Origin of the sequence: Protofrankia sp. Cas3, from assembly GCF_963555955.1 — a bacterium.
Classification (GTDB): domain Bacteria; phylum Actinomycetota; class Actinomycetes; order Frankiales; family Frankiaceae; genus Protofrankia.
This window is the reverse complement of record NZ_CAUVXP010000155.1, coordinates 1-14,136: the sequence shown is the minus strand read 5'-3', so window position 1 is coordinate 14,136 and position 14,136 is coordinate 1. Positions and strand designations below refer to the sequence as shown.

Annotated in this window: 9 protein-coding genes and 1 pseudogene; 7 read left to right on the top strand and 3 right to left on the bottom strand. The window is 69.4% G+C overall.

What is annotated here, in order from left to right:
• Both U9983_RS22355 and U9983_RS22350 read right to left on the bottom strand, forming a co-directional pair.
• Positions 1–661, bottom strand: a pseudogene (locus U9983_RS22355) (PucR family transcriptional regulator); the annotation flags it as partial.
• Positions 662–800: 139 nt separating this feature from the next.
• Positions 801–1,301, bottom strand: a complete 501-nt coding sequence (locus tag U9983_RS22350; RefSeq protein WP_322750516.1) for a lytic transglycosylase domain-containing protein — start codon at positions 1,299–1,301, stop codon at positions 801–803.
• A 274-nt stretch (positions 1,302–1,575) separates the two neighbouring features.
• Here U9983_RS22350 and U9983_RS22345 point away from each other — a divergent pair, with 274 nt between their 5' ends.
• On the top strand, positions 1,576–2,880 hold the full coding sequence (locus U9983_RS22345) for a DegT/DnrJ/EryC1/StrS family aminotransferase (protein WP_416210313.1): 1,305 nt from the start codon (positions 1,576–1,578) through the stop codon (positions 2,878–2,880).
• An 8-nt stretch (positions 2,881–2,888) separates the two neighbouring features.
• Here the strand turns inward: U9983_RS22345 and U9983_RS22340 are convergent, their stop codons facing one another.
• Positions 2,889–4,823, bottom strand: a complete 1,935-nt coding sequence (locus U9983_RS22340) for a nucleoside-diphosphate sugar epimerase/dehydratase (RefSeq protein WP_322755899.1) — start codon at positions 4,821–4,823, stop codon at positions 2,889–2,891.
• A 118-nt stretch (positions 4,824–4,941) separates the two neighbouring features.
• Here U9983_RS22340 and U9983_RS22335 point away from each other — a divergent pair, with 118 nt between their 5' ends.
• From U9983_RS22335 to U9983_RS22310, 6 genes are all read left to right on the top strand, one after another.
• A complete protein-coding gene (locus tag U9983_RS22335; RefSeq protein WP_322755898.1) occupies positions 4,942–6,543 on the top strand; it encodes a polysaccharide biosynthesis tyrosine autokinase in 1,602 nt (533 codons plus the stop codon).
• Between the two features lie 107 nt (positions 6,544–6,650).
• The gene (locus U9983_RS22330; protein ID WP_322755897.1) at positions 6,651–7,277 is read left to right on the top strand and encodes a hypothetical protein; all 627 of its coding nucleotides are present in this window, start codon (positions 6,651–6,653) and stop codon (positions 7,275–7,277) included.
• A gap of 60 nt (positions 7,278–7,337) precedes the next feature.
• On the top strand, positions 7,338–10,013 hold the full coding sequence (alaS, locus tag U9983_RS22325) for an alanine--tRNA ligase (protein WP_322755896.1): 2,676 nt from the start codon (positions 7,338–7,340) through the stop codon (positions 10,011–10,013).
• A 273-nt stretch (positions 10,014–10,286) separates the two neighbouring features.
• Positions 10,287–12,581 carry a SulP family inorganic anion transporter gene (locus U9983_RS22320; protein WP_322755895.1) on the top strand — a complete coding sequence of 765 codons (2,295 nt, stop codon included), beginning with the start codon at positions 10,287–10,289 and terminating at the stop codon, positions 12,579–12,581.
• A gap of 288 nt (positions 12,582–12,869) precedes the next feature.
• Positions 12,870–13,286, top strand: coding sequence for a helix-turn-helix domain-containing protein (locus tag U9983_RS22315; RefSeq protein WP_322755894.1), 417 nt, complete (start codon positions 12,870–12,872; stop codon positions 13,284–13,286).
• A 6-nt stretch (positions 13,287–13,292) separates the two neighbouring features.
• On the top strand, positions 13,293–13,859 hold the full coding sequence (locus U9983_RS22310) for a PIN domain-containing protein (protein WP_322751332.1): 567 nt from the start codon (positions 13,293–13,295) through the stop codon (positions 13,857–13,859).
• Positions 13,860–14,136 lie beyond the last annotated feature (277 nt).

The following is a 14,136-nucleotide window of genomic DNA, read 5'->3' as shown; positions in this document are numbered from 1 at the left end:
CGGGGGAGTGGTCCGGGGCGTCCCCGATGATCACTGCGACCGCCGGCGGGTTGCGCCATCCCAGCGCCGCCGCGCGCGAGGGCAGCGCCCGCTCGACCTCGCCCCGCACGACATGGTCGACGACGAGCGCCTCCAGCCGGGCATCCCAGGCGCCGCGCTCCTCAGCCGCGCGGGCGTAGACGACCGCACCGGCGAAGGCGATGTCACGGGAGTAGCGCAGCACATCGGCCAGCAGCCGCTGCTCGTGGTCGGGGCCGGCAAGGGCTGGCACCTCGGCTTCGATCGCCTCGACCGCCACCCGGACGAGGTCGACCAGGCGGCGGAAGGTGACCGCTCGGACGAGATCACGGGGGGCGACCCGGAAGACGTCCCCGGACAGCTCTCGGGCGTGTTCGGGCCGCCGGCACCACTCCACGAAGGAGGAGATCCCCGCCTGTACCACCATCTGGATGTCAGCCCGGTGGCGCGCCGACATGTTCGAAAACCAGGGCAGGACATCGTGCATGCGCACCACGGCCCGGCTCGCCAGCATGCCGCTGGACCGTTCGATCCGCCGGATGACCTCCTCGGCCGCGGTGGGAGCGCCGGCTTGCTCGGGCAGGGCTCCGGCGGCCACGCTCGTGGCTGAAGGAGCGTCGTTGCCCGTCGTCGGCCGCGTCACCGCTCACCACCGTCGAACATGTCTCCTCCATCATCGCGCCGCCGTCGGCCGTCCATCAACGATCCGGGGCCTTCGGCATGATGGAACCACGGCTGCCGGAACACGGTGGGACCGTGCGATCGTGCGCATTGCCGGTGGGCTAGAACTGGTCGTTGAAACGGCTGGCCCAGTTGTGGACGTTCGCGACGTACGCCCGGGTCTCGCCGAAGTCGGGGACTCCACCGGCGTCCCGGACGGCCCGCGGCCCTGCGTTGTAGGCGGCGAGGATCAATGACACGCGGTCGCCGGGCAGCTTCTGGACGAGGTCGGCGAGATGGGCCTCATAGCGCGCGGCGGACGGGATGGCGTCCGCGGGATCCAGCGGATTCGCCTTGCCGTCGGCGTTGCCGTCGACGCCGAACTGCCGCCAGGTCTCGGGCAGGAACTGCATGAGGCCCTGCGCCCCGGCGCTGGACACCGCCAGGCGGTTGAACTTGCTCTCCACCCGTGCCTGACCCGCGAGCTGCGCAGCGGTGAGCACACCGTAGACGGCTGCGGCCTCCTGGAAGAGGGGGATCAGATCGGGCGGGACCCGAGCCGATGATCGGGATGTGGTACCGCCGCAGCCGGCCAGCACCGTCGCCGTCACGACCGTGACCATGAACAGAGTGAGCGTGGCGGTCCGGGGTAACAGCGCCCGCCGGGTCGTGCCGCGCACCCGGGTCCACGATTTCCACTGAGCGTTCACCCGCCCATTCTCCTGCGTCGGATGATCATATGTGTGGATCCGCTCAATCTCCCGGCCTCCCGCGTGCCGACACCGTTGTCCAGTGCGGAGGTGAAGCGATGACGGTCTCATGCATCGCAGCCGGCTGCCCGATGACTCGCGGGACAGATGATTCCAACTGGACACCTTTCGACGCCGCTGTGGATGCATGTGCTGTGATATTACTAAGGGAGATACAGTAGAAGCTAGGAGTGACGTTATTGGCATTTTGGCGAGGTCCCGGCTAGCCCTCGACGGTGGACGACCAGTTCGTGACCGGCCGTATCCATCATGGCCAGTCTTCCGTCCCGATGAGATCGCCGCGGTGACGGCCACCATGCGCCGGGGTGAGGTCACCTACTGGACGGGCCGCGAAGGACGGCGATTCGAGCGTGAGTTCGCCGACGCCGTGGGCGCTTGTCATGGGCTGGCGGTGGCCAACGGCACCGTTGCGCTGGAGATCGCTCTGCGGGTCGTCGGGATCGGGCCGGGCGACGAGGTGGTGGTGCCGGCGCGATCGGCCATCGCGTTGGTCAGCTGCGTTGCCGCACTCGGCGCCCGGCCGGTCTTCGCCGACGTCGACGGCGAGTCGCAGACGATCACCGTTGACTGCGTCCGCCGGGTTCTGACCGAGCGGACCCGTGCCGTTGTCGCCGTTCACCTCGCCGGTTGGCCGGTGGACGTCGATGCGCTGCGGGACCTGGCCGCAACCCACGGTCTTGTCGTCATCGAAGACTGCACTCAGGCACACGGCGCCACGCTGCGTGGTCGACCGGTCGGAACCCTGGGCGATATCAGCGTGTGGTCATTCGGCTGTGACAGTATTCTCAGCACCGCTGGTGAAGGCGGCATGGTCACCACCGACGACGCGGCGTACTACCGGGCCGCCTGGTCCTACACCGACCATGGCAGACGGTTCACGGTGATGGACGCGGGCCCCGGGCCGGACCCGGACGACCTGGCGGGATATGACCGCTGCGGTCCGGGCATCGTCCACGACAGCTTCGGAACCAATGCCCGCATGCACGAACTGGCTGCGGCGGTAGGCCGGACCGGGCTTGCGCACCTACCGGAGATGGTCGAGCGGCGCCGGGACAACGCCATGCTGCTCGCCCTTCGGCTACGCGACGTCGCGGCGTTGCGGCTGCCCGCACCGCCCCCGCACGTCGGCCACGCCTACTACCGCTGGTACGCGTTTGTCCGGGCTGACCTGCTTGGTGGCGGCTGGAGTCGGGACCGGGTCGTGGCGGCCGTGCGGGCGGAGGGAATCCCCTGCTTCGCCGGTTGCCGCGGGGAGGTCTACCAGGAGGCGGCCGTGCCGCAGCGGTGGCAGCCCGCGGCCCCCCTGCCGGTGGCCGGGGAACTGGGCCGCACCGCGATCGCCCTCCTCGTGCATCCGACCCTCGACCCGTCCGACATCTCCGACGCCTCCGATGCGCTTATCAAGGTCATGTCGGTGGCGGCCCCAGGGTAGTTCGCGTATCAGCGTTCGTTGGCGACCGCGGTGGGCGCGTTGTCGGGTCGGGGTTGAGCGGGGATGACTGCCGCCAGCCGCGGCTGGCGATCGAGGTCCTCGCAGCGGGCGAGCACACGCAGCGCTGCCCTGGTGCTCTCCGGCGCTCCCCACGGGTCGAGATCGAGGATGTGCCGCCGTTCGACCGGTGGCGCTGACACGTAGGAGATCAAGGGGTGATGGCGGCGGATGTCGTGTTCATCGTCGTCGAAGAGTTCCTCGTGCAGCTTTTCGCCGGCGCTGAGCCCGGTGTAGACCACCTCGACGGGGCGCGGCGCCCGAGTCGCCAGCCGCCTGGCGACATCGGCGATCCGCACGGGTTGGCCCATGTCGAGCACCAGAATATCGCCGTTTCCACCCAGCGCTCCGGCCTGGATGACCAGTTCCACGGCTTCCTCGACGGTCATGAAGTAGCGGGTGACATCCGGATGCGTGACCGTGAGCGGACCACCGGCTGCCAGTTGGCTGGCGAAGACCCTCAGTACGGAGCCCTGGCTGCCCAGGACGTTGCCGAACCTGACGCTCACGAGCACCCCGCGTGCATGCTGGGCGACATGGGCGGTCAGGCGTTCGGTGATCCGCTTGGAGTAGCCCAGGACGCTCGTCGGGTTCGCGGCCTTGTCGGTCGAGATGTTGACGAACCGTTCGACGCCGACGGACACTGCGGCGTCGAGGATCGCAAGTGTCCCCCAGACGTTGGTCTTGACCGACTCGCCGGGAAAGCGTTCCAACAGCGGCAGGTGTTTGAGCGCGGCGGCGTGGAAGACCACCTGCGGCCGGTGCTGCTCGAACAGCATGTCGACGGCCTGGACATCCCGAATGTCGCACAGCACGACGGCTTCGTCGTCGGCGATCGGCTGGCCGTGGATGGACAGCTGGACGGCCCGCAGGGCTGACTCGTCGCGGTCGAGCATGATCAGCTTGCCGGGGTGGTAGCGGTGGATCTGGCGGCACAGTTCGGAACCGATCGAGCCGCCGGCTCCGGTGACCAGAACCCGCTTGCCGGTGAGATAGCCCGCAACCGAGGAGACGTCGGTCTGGATCTGGCAACGTCCCAGCAGATCGCTGAGGTCGAGGTCGCGGATGTCGCGCACGTCGACGCGGCCGTCGATGAGATCCACCACCCGTGGGAGCACCTTGACGGTGAGGCCGGCGTCCTCGGCGACCATGGTGATCTCCCGTAGCAGCGTGCCGTCGGCGCTCGGGATGGCCACCAGGAGGGTGCGCGCACCGGTCTGGGCGGCGACCGTGGCAATGGCGTCACGCCCACCGCGTACCCGGACACCGCCCAGGGCCAGGTTCCAGGTTCGGGGATCGTCATCGAGCAGTGCCACCGGCAGGTACGGGCTGTCCGGGGTGTGCAGCATCGAGGCCAACACGCGGTCGGCTCCCTCACCCGTGCCGAAGACGATGATCGGCTCGGTGTCGGGGCGGTGCCGGCGCCGGCTGCGTTGCTCGGCCAGCCGCCACAGGTAGCGGACGCCGAACATCCCGACCAGCCCCACGGCGCCGGCAAGGGGAAGGACCCCGAGCGGCAGTGGGCCGTGCCGGCCGATGGTCGCCTCGACGATGACGATCCCGACCGTGGTGAGCCCGACCGAACAGGTCAGGGCGAGTACCTCGTCGAAACCACCGAACCGGTATCGCCCGAGGTAGAGGTGCAGGGCTGTTCCGGTGAAGTACAACAGGCAGGCCGCGAGAAACGCGATCACCCAGAACTCGACGTCGGCCACGGGTGACTGGCCGAACCGGGCAAGGTAGGCCGCGCCCAGACCGAGCGACAGACATGCCGCGTCGACGCCGATCTGTAGACCGACGCGCCAGCGCAGGTCCAGCAGGGACAGCCGGGCCACAGCCCGCCACCATCGGACTCCTCGACTGGCGACAACCCTTCGCTTCTTCATGGATCCACAGAGTAATAACTACTGATGGTAAGTGTGTGGATGTGAAACGAGTATGTTGGTCGCGCAGCGTGGTGCTGCGATAACTAGGATGCTTTGCCCGGAGAGGACAGGTCTGTTGGTGGAACTTCGGGACTATGTCAGAGCGCTCCGCCGGAGTTGGCCGCTTCTGCTGGTCTGCGTCATGCTTGGTGTGCTGGTCGCCGCGGCCGTCACATGGCGGGAGGCGAAGGTCTACGCCGCCACCGAGACCCTGGTGGTGTCGTCGAACGGCGGCGACAGCGCGGCATCGGCCTACCAGGGCGGCCTGCTGTCCCAGCAGCGGGTGAAGTCCTATGTCGATCTCGTGGCCAGCGACCGCATCGCCGCGGGGGTCATCGCAAAGCTCGGACTCGACCTCTCGCCACAGGTCCTGCAGGCTCATATCAAGGCCACCGCCGTCCCCGACACGGTGTTGTTGCAGACTGTCGTGACCGACGGCGATGCCCGGCGTGCCCAGATGATCGCGACGGCGGTCGGCGAGGTGTTTTCCGCCGCCGTCGCGGAGATCGAGACGGCGGCGCCGGGCAGTCCGCCGTCGGTGCGGGTGAGCGTCTGGGAGAACGCGAAGCTGCCGACCGCACCCGTGGCGCCCAGGCCCGCCCGTGCCATGTCGCTCGGCGCTGTGCTGGGCCTGCTCGTGAGCGTCGGTGCGGCCGTGGCCCGTCAGAGGCTTGACACGAGCGTGCGGACCGAGTCCGACGTCGCCGCGGCGACCGGCCTGGCGACCCTCGGTGCGGTCGCCCTGGACCCCGCGGGTGCCCGTTATCCGCTCATCGGGGCGCTGGACGCACAGTCCGCGCGGTCGGAGGGATTTCGTCAACTTCGGACGAACCTGCGGTTCGTCGACGTGGACACACCGCCTCGCGTCATCCTGGTCGCCAGCTCGATGTCCGGAGAGGGCAAGACGGCGACCACCTGTAACCTGGCGATCACCCTTGCCCAGGCCGGGGCCAGGGTGGCCCTGGTCGAGGCGGACCTGCGCAGACCGTCGTTCGGGGAGTATCTCGGGATCGAGACGGCCGCCGGTCTCACGTCTGTGCTGATCGGTGCCGCTGACCTCGACGACGTGCTTGTGCCGTGGGGCGACGACGGCGGCCGCCTGGAGGTTCTGCCCAGCGGGCCGTTGCCTCCCAACCCCAGCGAGCTGCTCGGATCCCGCAACATGGGCGACGTGCTGGGCGAGTTGTCCCGGCGCTTCGACATTGTGCTCATCGACGCTCCGCCGGTGCTTCCGGTCACCGATGCGGCCGTGCTCGCCGCGCAGGTCGATGGCACCCTGCTGGTCGTCCGCAGTGGTAAGACCCGGCGTGAGCAGCTGACCCGGGCCAGCGATGTCCTACGGACGGTGGATGCACGGATACTGGGAGCGGTACTCAACATGATTCCCGCCAGGGAACTGGACGCCATGACCTACGGCTATCCGTCGTACAGCGGGTACTTCCAGATCAGGATGGGGCTGGGGCGGCGGCACGGCCACGACGGCGCTGCCAGCCAGGGCGCGGTCGATCCGCTGCCAGCCACGGCCGGCCACGGTGACGGCATCGCGATCGCCACCCAGCGTGAGCCGATCGACGAACCCGAACCCGTTGTCGAGGGTTCGGGGGATGATCCGGCCAACCTGACGACTCCGCTGGCACTCGATGCGAAGGCGGCCGGATCCCACCGGCGCCAGCGCTACTGATGAAACCCGGGCCAAGCCCCCGGACAAGCCCCCGGACAAGCACCCTGCCGAGCACCCGGCGGCCGGCGCCGCGCTGGGGCCGGTGTTCCGCGGGGCTTCGGGCCCTGGTGGTCGCGGCCGCGGTTGTGGCGCTGCTGGGCGTCGCGGCTACCGTCTGGACGGTGGTCCGCGGCCGGCTGGCGCAAGCGCACCTGCGGGTCGCCCAGACCCAGCTCGCTCAACTCGAACGCGGGCTTTCCGCTGGTCGCGGCCTCTCGGTCGGCCAGCTCCACCGGACGACTGAGGCGATCGCCCGCGAGACGACGGCGGCCAGGCGGCTGACCCAGGGGCCGGTTTTCGCGGTAGCTGGGCGGGTGCCGTTGGTCGGCTGTCCCGTCCACACGACGCGTTCGTTGGCGGTTGCGGTCGACGATCTCGCCGTGGTCGGTCTGCCGGCCGTCGTCACGGTCGGCGCGGCTCTCCGCCCGGCTGTCCCGGCTGTCCCGGCCGGCGCCGGGACAGCCGGCGCCGGGACCGGCTTGTTGCCGCGGCTCGCCGGGGTCCGTGGCTCGATCGACACCGCGCGGACCGCGCTCGAGCAGTTCCGCCAGCGGGCTGCCCGCACGTCCACCTGCGGTGCGATCGGGCGGCTGGTCGGAATCCAGGAGGCGGTCGCGCAGGCTTGGCGGCTGAGCGCGGCCCTCGCCCGGACCGCGCAGATGTTGGATCTCGCCGGTGGCCTGCTGCGCCGATGACGGGGGCCGGCTGGCTACGATGGGCCGGGATCGTCGGTCGATCGGTGAGGAAGGCTTGTGATGAGGTCCGCTGAGATCGCGAGCCGTTGGCTTCGCTACTTCGCCGAGCGCGGGCACACGGTCGTGCCGTCGGCGTCCCTCATCGCGGACGACCCCACGCTGCTGCTCGTGAACGCGGGAATGGTTCCCTTCAAGCCGTACTTCCTCGGCGAGGTCCGCCCGCCCTACACCCGCGCGGCCAGCATCCAGAAATGCGTGCGGACCACCGACATCGAAGAGGTCGGCAGGACCACCCGGCACGGTTCCTTCTTCCAGATGTGCGGGAACTTCTCCTTCGGGGACTACTTCAAGGAGACCGTTGTCCCCCTGGCCTGGGAACTACTCACCACGCCGGTGGCGGCGGGCGGGTACGGGCTGGACGACAGCCGGTTGTGGGTGACCGTCTATCTCGACGACGACGAGACCGCTGAGATCTGGCGGTCGACGGTGGGGGTGCCGGCCGAGCGCATCCAACGCCTCGGTATGGAGGACAACTTCTGGTCGATGGGTGTGCCGGGGCCGTGTGGACCCTGTTCGGAGATCAACTACGACCGCGGGCCGGCGTTCGGGATCGACGGGGGCCCCGCCGTGAACGGCGAGCGTTACCTGGAGCTCTGGAACCTGGTCTTCATGCAGTCCATCCGTGGTGAGGGGTCGTCCAAGAAGGACTACCCGATCCTCGGCGATCTCCCGTCGAAGAACATCGACACCGGCCTCGGCCTGGAGCGTCTCGCCGCGGTGCTCCAGGGCGTCGACAACCTCTACGAGATCGACACCTCCCGGCTGATCCTCGACCGGGCCGCGGAGCTCACCGGTGCCCGCTACGGCGCCGCGGCGTCCTCCGACGTGTCGCTGCGGGTGGTTGCCGATCATGTGCGCACCTCGGTGATGCTCATCGGCGACGGCGTGCTGCCCGGCAACGAGGGACGCGGCTACGTGCTGCGCCGGATGATGCGCCGCGCGATTCGCAACATGCGCCTGCTCGGTGCACCGGACGCGACCATGCCCGAGATGGTCGCGGTCACGATCGAGGCGATGGGCCCGCAGTATCCCGAACTTGTCACCGACCGGGCGCGGATCGACTCGGTGGCGACCGCCGAGGAGGCGTCGTTCCTGGCGACGCTGCGCACCGGGACGTCCATCTTCGATCTGGCGGCGAGCGAGACGAAGAAGGCGGGCGGCGGTGTACTCACCGGTGCGCGGGCCTTCCAGCTGCACGACACGTTCGGGTTTCCCATCGATCTCACCCTGGAGATGGCGGCCGAGCAGGGCCTGACCGTCGACGCGGAGGGCTTTCGCCGGCTCATGGGCGAGCAGCGTGAGCGTGCCAAGGCCGATGCCCGGGCGAAGAAGACCGGGCATGTGGACACCTCGGCGTACCGGGACGTGCTGGCGGCGGCCGGCCCGTCGGTGTTCACCGGGTATGACAGCGCCGCCGGGGACGCCGTCGTCCGCGGGCTGCTGGTGGCCGGGTCACCCGCCCGCGAGGCCGGCGAGGGAAGCGATGTCGAGGTCGTGCTCGACCGCACGCCGTTCTATGCCGAGGGCGGTGGCCAGCTGGCTGACAGCGGCGCGGTCCGCCTCGACGACGGTACCGAGATCGAGATCTTCGATGTGCAGAAGCCGCTACCAGGGCTGATCGTCCATCGTGGTCGGGTGCGCTCGGGCGGGGTCACGGTCGGGATGCACGCGCGGGCCGAGATCGACCCGGCCCGGCGGGGGGCGATCTCGCGGTCCCACAGCGCCACCCACCTGACCCACCAGGCCCTGCGGGACGCGCTGGGCCCGAGCGCCGCGCAGGCCGGCTCGGAGAACTCGCCCGGCCGGTTCCGCTTCGACTTCTCCTGCGCCGGTGCGGTGCCGGTGTCGGTGCTGGCCGACGTGGAGGAGACGATCAACCAGGTGCTGATCGAGGATCTCGATGTGCACGCCGAGGTGATGAACGCCGACGAGGCACGCCGGACCGGCGCCATCGCGATGTTCGGCGAGAAGTACGGCGACCGGGTGCGGGTCGTCTCGATCGGCGAGTACTCCCGTGAGCTCTGTGGTGGCACGCATGTGCGCCGTTCCGGGCAGCTCGGCCTGGTCAAGCTGTTGGGCGAGTCCTCGGTCGGGGCGGGGGTCCGGCGGGTGGAGGCCCTGGTCGGCCTGGACGCCTACCGCTACCTGGCCCGCGAGGCCGTGCTCGTCGCGCAGATCACCGATGTGCTCAAGGCGCCCCGGGCCGAGGTGCCCGAGCGTCTGGCCGGGGTGCTCGGGCGGTTGCGCGACGCCGAGAAGGAGCTGGAGAAGCTGCGGGCCGCACAGGTGCTGGCCGCGGCGGGTGACCTCGCGAGCGCGGCCGAGGACGTCGGCGGGGTCGCGCTCGTCGCCCACCATGCGCCGGACGGCACATCCGCGGATGATCTTCGTAGGCTCGTCCTCGACATCCGCGGCAGAGTCGCCGCCGACCGTCCGGTGGTCGTCGCGGCGGCGGCCGCGGTGGACCGGCGTCCGGTCATCGTGGTGGGTACGAGCGCTTCCGCGCGTGACCGCGGGATCAAGGCCGGGGAGCTCGTCCGCGGCGCCGCGAAGGTCCTCGGCGGTGGCGGTGGGGGCAAGGACGACCTCGCCCAGGGCGGTGGCACCGACGCGACGGCGATCGCGGCCGCGCTCGCGGTGGTCCGCCGGACGGTCGCGCAGCGGGCGACCGCCTGAGCCAGCTCAGGCGACTGGCTGAGCCAGCGCAGGCGACCACCTGGGCCGCAGCCGAATTCTCCTTCTTGAGGAAAGATCACATCCGGAAACCCCGGCCGGTCCGCTGTCGTTGTCCGGTGTGGTTCACCCATCGCTGCGGCGGTCGGATGCGGGCAGGGGCGCCCACCGGGCGGCCCTTGTGACAGGCAAGGTCGTCGGCTTGCGCGACCCATCCGAGGGCGATCTCCATCGCGACATCCCGTCCGGTGCCGATTCGATCCCGAGGAGATTGACATGGCCCTGCGGGCGCACCTGCGGGCGGACGTGCAGGCGTCGCTGGTGGTGTTTCTGGTCGCGATGCCGCTGTCGCTGGGTATCGCGGTCGCCACGGGCGCGCCGGTCGCCGCCGGTCTCATCGCCGCTGTGATCGGTGGGATCGTGGCGGGGGCGCTCGGCGGTGTCTGCCTGCAGGTCAGTGGGCCCGCGGCCGGGCTCACCGTGGTCATCGCGGGGCTCATCACGACCTACGGGTGGCGGGTCACGTGCGCGGTGACCGCGGCCGCCGGTGTGCTCCAGATCATCTTCGGCGTCAGTCGGATCGCCCGCGCAGCCCTCGCCGTGTCGCCCGCGATCGTGCACGGCATGCTCGGCGGGATCGGGCTCACCATCGCCATCGGCCAGCTGCACGTCATCCTCGGCGGTGCGCCCGACGCCCACGCCATCGACAACATCGTGACCCTGCCCGGCCGGATCGTCAACAGCCACAGCGGCGCGACCCTGATCGGGGCCATGACGATCGCCGTCATCCTGCTGTGGCCCCGGCTGGTCCGCCGGCTGCCGAGCGGGCTGCGCGCGATCCCCGCGCCGCTCGCCGCGGTCGTCGTTGGGACCACTCTGGCCGCCGCCGTCCACCTGGACCTGCCCCGGGTCGACCTGCCCAGGTCGATCCTCGGCTCGCTGTCGCTGCCGGCCTTTCCCGACCGGGACTGGTCTGGGATCGTCCTGGGCGTCCTCACCATTGCGATCGTGGCGAGCATGGAGTCGCTGCTGTCCGCGGTGGCGGTGGAGAAGCTGGCCACCACGCGTGGTCGGACGCCGGGCCGGATCAACCTCGACCGTGAACTCCTCGGGCAGGGGGCTGCCAACGTCCTGGCGGGCCTCGCCGGCGGGCTGCCGGTGACCGGTGTGATCGTGCGCGGTTCCACCAACGTCGCGGCCGGGGCGAGGACGCGGGCCTCAGCCGTCCTGCACGGCGTGTGGGTGGCGCTGTTCGCCCTGTTCTTCGGCGGAGCGGTCGAGTGGATTCCGCTGTCCGCGCTGGCCGGCCTGCTCGTCGTGGTCGGGGTCCGGCTGGTCGACGTCGCCCATCTGCGGCACGTGCGGCGTCACGGCGAGCTGCCCGTGTACGTCGTCACGCTCGTTGGTGTCGTCGCGCTCGACCTGCTCCAGGGCGTCGCACTCGGGATGCTCACCGCCCTCGGGCTGGTTCTGCGTCGGGTGCTGTGGTCGAACATCCGTCTCGTCGCGTCCGGGCAGGCATGGCGGGTGGACGTGGAGGGCACCTTGAGCTTCCTGTCCCTGCCGCGCCTCGCCCGGGTTCTCGGCCGGGTGCCGACCGGGTCCTGTGTGTCGATCGAACTGGTGGTCGACTATCTCGATCATGCGGCGTTCGACCATCTGCACGCCTGGTGCGCCGAGCACGAGCGGGCGGGCGGGCAGGTGACCGTCGACGAGATCGGCCACACCTGGTTCCGATCGTCACGTGAGGATCAGGCCAAGCGGCGCCGTACCGTCGTTCCGCACCTGCCCCGCTGGTTCGCCCCCTGGTCGCAGTGGCAGGAGCTGGCGGCCTCCCACGGGGACGCGCACCGCGCGGATGCCGCCGGCACGATGCTGGTGGGGGTCGCCGAGTTCCACCGCCGGACCGCTCCGCTGCTGCGCGGCACCCTCGGGGAGCTCGCGGACGGTCAGCGTCCCAGCGCGCTGTTCCTCACCTGCGTCGATTCCCGGGTCGTCCCGAACATCATCACCAGCAGTGGACCCGGCGACCTGTTCACTGTCCGTAATGTCGGCAACATCGTCCCGATCGCCGGTGGGCGCAACGCCGACCTGTCGGTGACCGCCGCGCTGGACTACGCCGTCGACGTCCTGCGGGTGCCCTCGATCGTGGTGTGCGGGCACTCGGGATGCGGTGCCATGCAGGCGCTGCTGTCCGACGACCTCGACCGGGATCCCGACTCCGCGCTGGCGGGCTGGCTGACCCATGCGCGCGCGGCGTTGGCCCGGATGCCCCTGCCCGGTACGGAGATGCTGTCGCCCCTGGAACAACTGGGCCGGGCGAACGTCGTGCTTCAGCTGGAGCACCTGAGCGGCCATCCGGCTGTGCGGCGCGCGTTGGAACGGGGTCCGCTTGAGCTCGTGGGCCTCTACTTCGACATTCCCGCCGCGCACACCTGGGTTCTTGATACCGCATCGGGCCGTTTTGTCGACCCTTCCGAGGCTCTGACCGCGGTTCCGCCGCAGCGCCGCCGTCCGCCCCGCCGTTGGGACACACCGACAGCAACCCCACCTGCCCCGGCACGGCCGTGATCGACGGCCAGCACGCCTGCCGTCGCGGAACCGCGGCCTGACTGCTGGACGGGCTCGGTACGGGACGTTGGCCCTGCGCAGGCTTGCGTTTCTTTCGATTTGTGGCAGGGTGGGGATATGATCGCCGCAGCGCTCGAGCCGCTCCGGAGCCACACCGTTCTACCCCCGGAGGATGTGGGCCAGCTACGTCGTCTCATGACGGCGCTTCTCGCAGTCGGAAACGAGACAGGGGACGGGAGCCCTTCTAGCCCCATCGGAGCAGGTCCTGCCGAGGATGGCGACCTCGTGATGAGAAAGAGGTCCCGTTCCGCCGCGCTCGTCCCGCCAGGTGGCCAGGCAGTCGACCTGCCTGCCGCTCTCGTCGACGTGTTGGTCGACGTGGCGCGAGCCATGCTTGCGGGACAGGCGGTCACGATCAGCCCGATGTCTCGTCGGCTCACCACGCAGGAGGCTGCCGACGTCCTTGGCGTGAGCCGACCCACGTTGGTGAAGCTTCTCGAACGTGGCGAAATTCCATATGAGCGTCCTGGCCGTCACCGTCGAGTACGCATCGACGATCTCTTGGAATATCAGGAGCGGCGTCGTGCCGAGCGTCAGGCCGTATTGAGTGAACTGACCCGCACCGCACAGGAGACCGGCCTGTACGAGATGTCAGCGGCTGACTATCGCGAGGCGCTTCAGCGGGCACGCCACGCGGGCGATTGACGGCCTATGCACGTCGCATTGCTGGATGCAGCATCGCTCGTCCCCGTTGTCCTGACGGACACACTGCTGCGGTTGGCGGAGTGTGGGCTCTACCGGCCGCTGTGGTCCCCGAAGATCCTTCAGGAGGTGCGGCGCGCGCTGGCTGAAATCCACCCAGATCTGGATTCAGCCATCCTTGCAAGGCGTCTGCGCATGATGGATCAGGCGTTCAAGGACGCAAGCGTCGATCCAGCCGCTTGGCAGCCCCTTGTCACGGGACTTGACCTCCCGGATCCTGACGATCGTCATGTGCTTGCCGCGGCCATCGTGGGAGGAGCCCGCAGCATCATCACCCCGAATTTGAAGGACTTCCCGGCGAAGCACCTCGCTCCGCACGGCATCGACGCGATCTCGCCGGACGGCTTCTTGCTCGATCAGCTCGACCTCAGCCCTCCGCGGATACTTGCTGTCCTTGAGCAACAGGCTGGTGACACGACAAGGCCACCCCTGACAGTGTTCGATCTTCTCGACAAGTTGTCCCGCGCAGGTGCCCCCTCCTTCGCAGACGAGGTGCTGCGTCATCTGGTGGTTTGATCGACGCTGCTTGCTATGGCGGTGTTCGGCTGAGATCGCCGTGCCCGCCACTGAAGATCGTAACCATGGCCGACTGGACGACCTGAGCTGACCGGATGGCGTTGGCAGCCCCGTACTCACCCATGCCCGCCAGGATCATTGAGGGCTCCCGTAACCCACGCTGATAACAACGGACAAACTACGGTTGCGGTAGATGCTGAATGGCTCGACTCTGCGACGGTTCGTGTGCAATGCTCCGCAGCGTGAATCCACCTGTACCGGACATTGACGCTGCTCT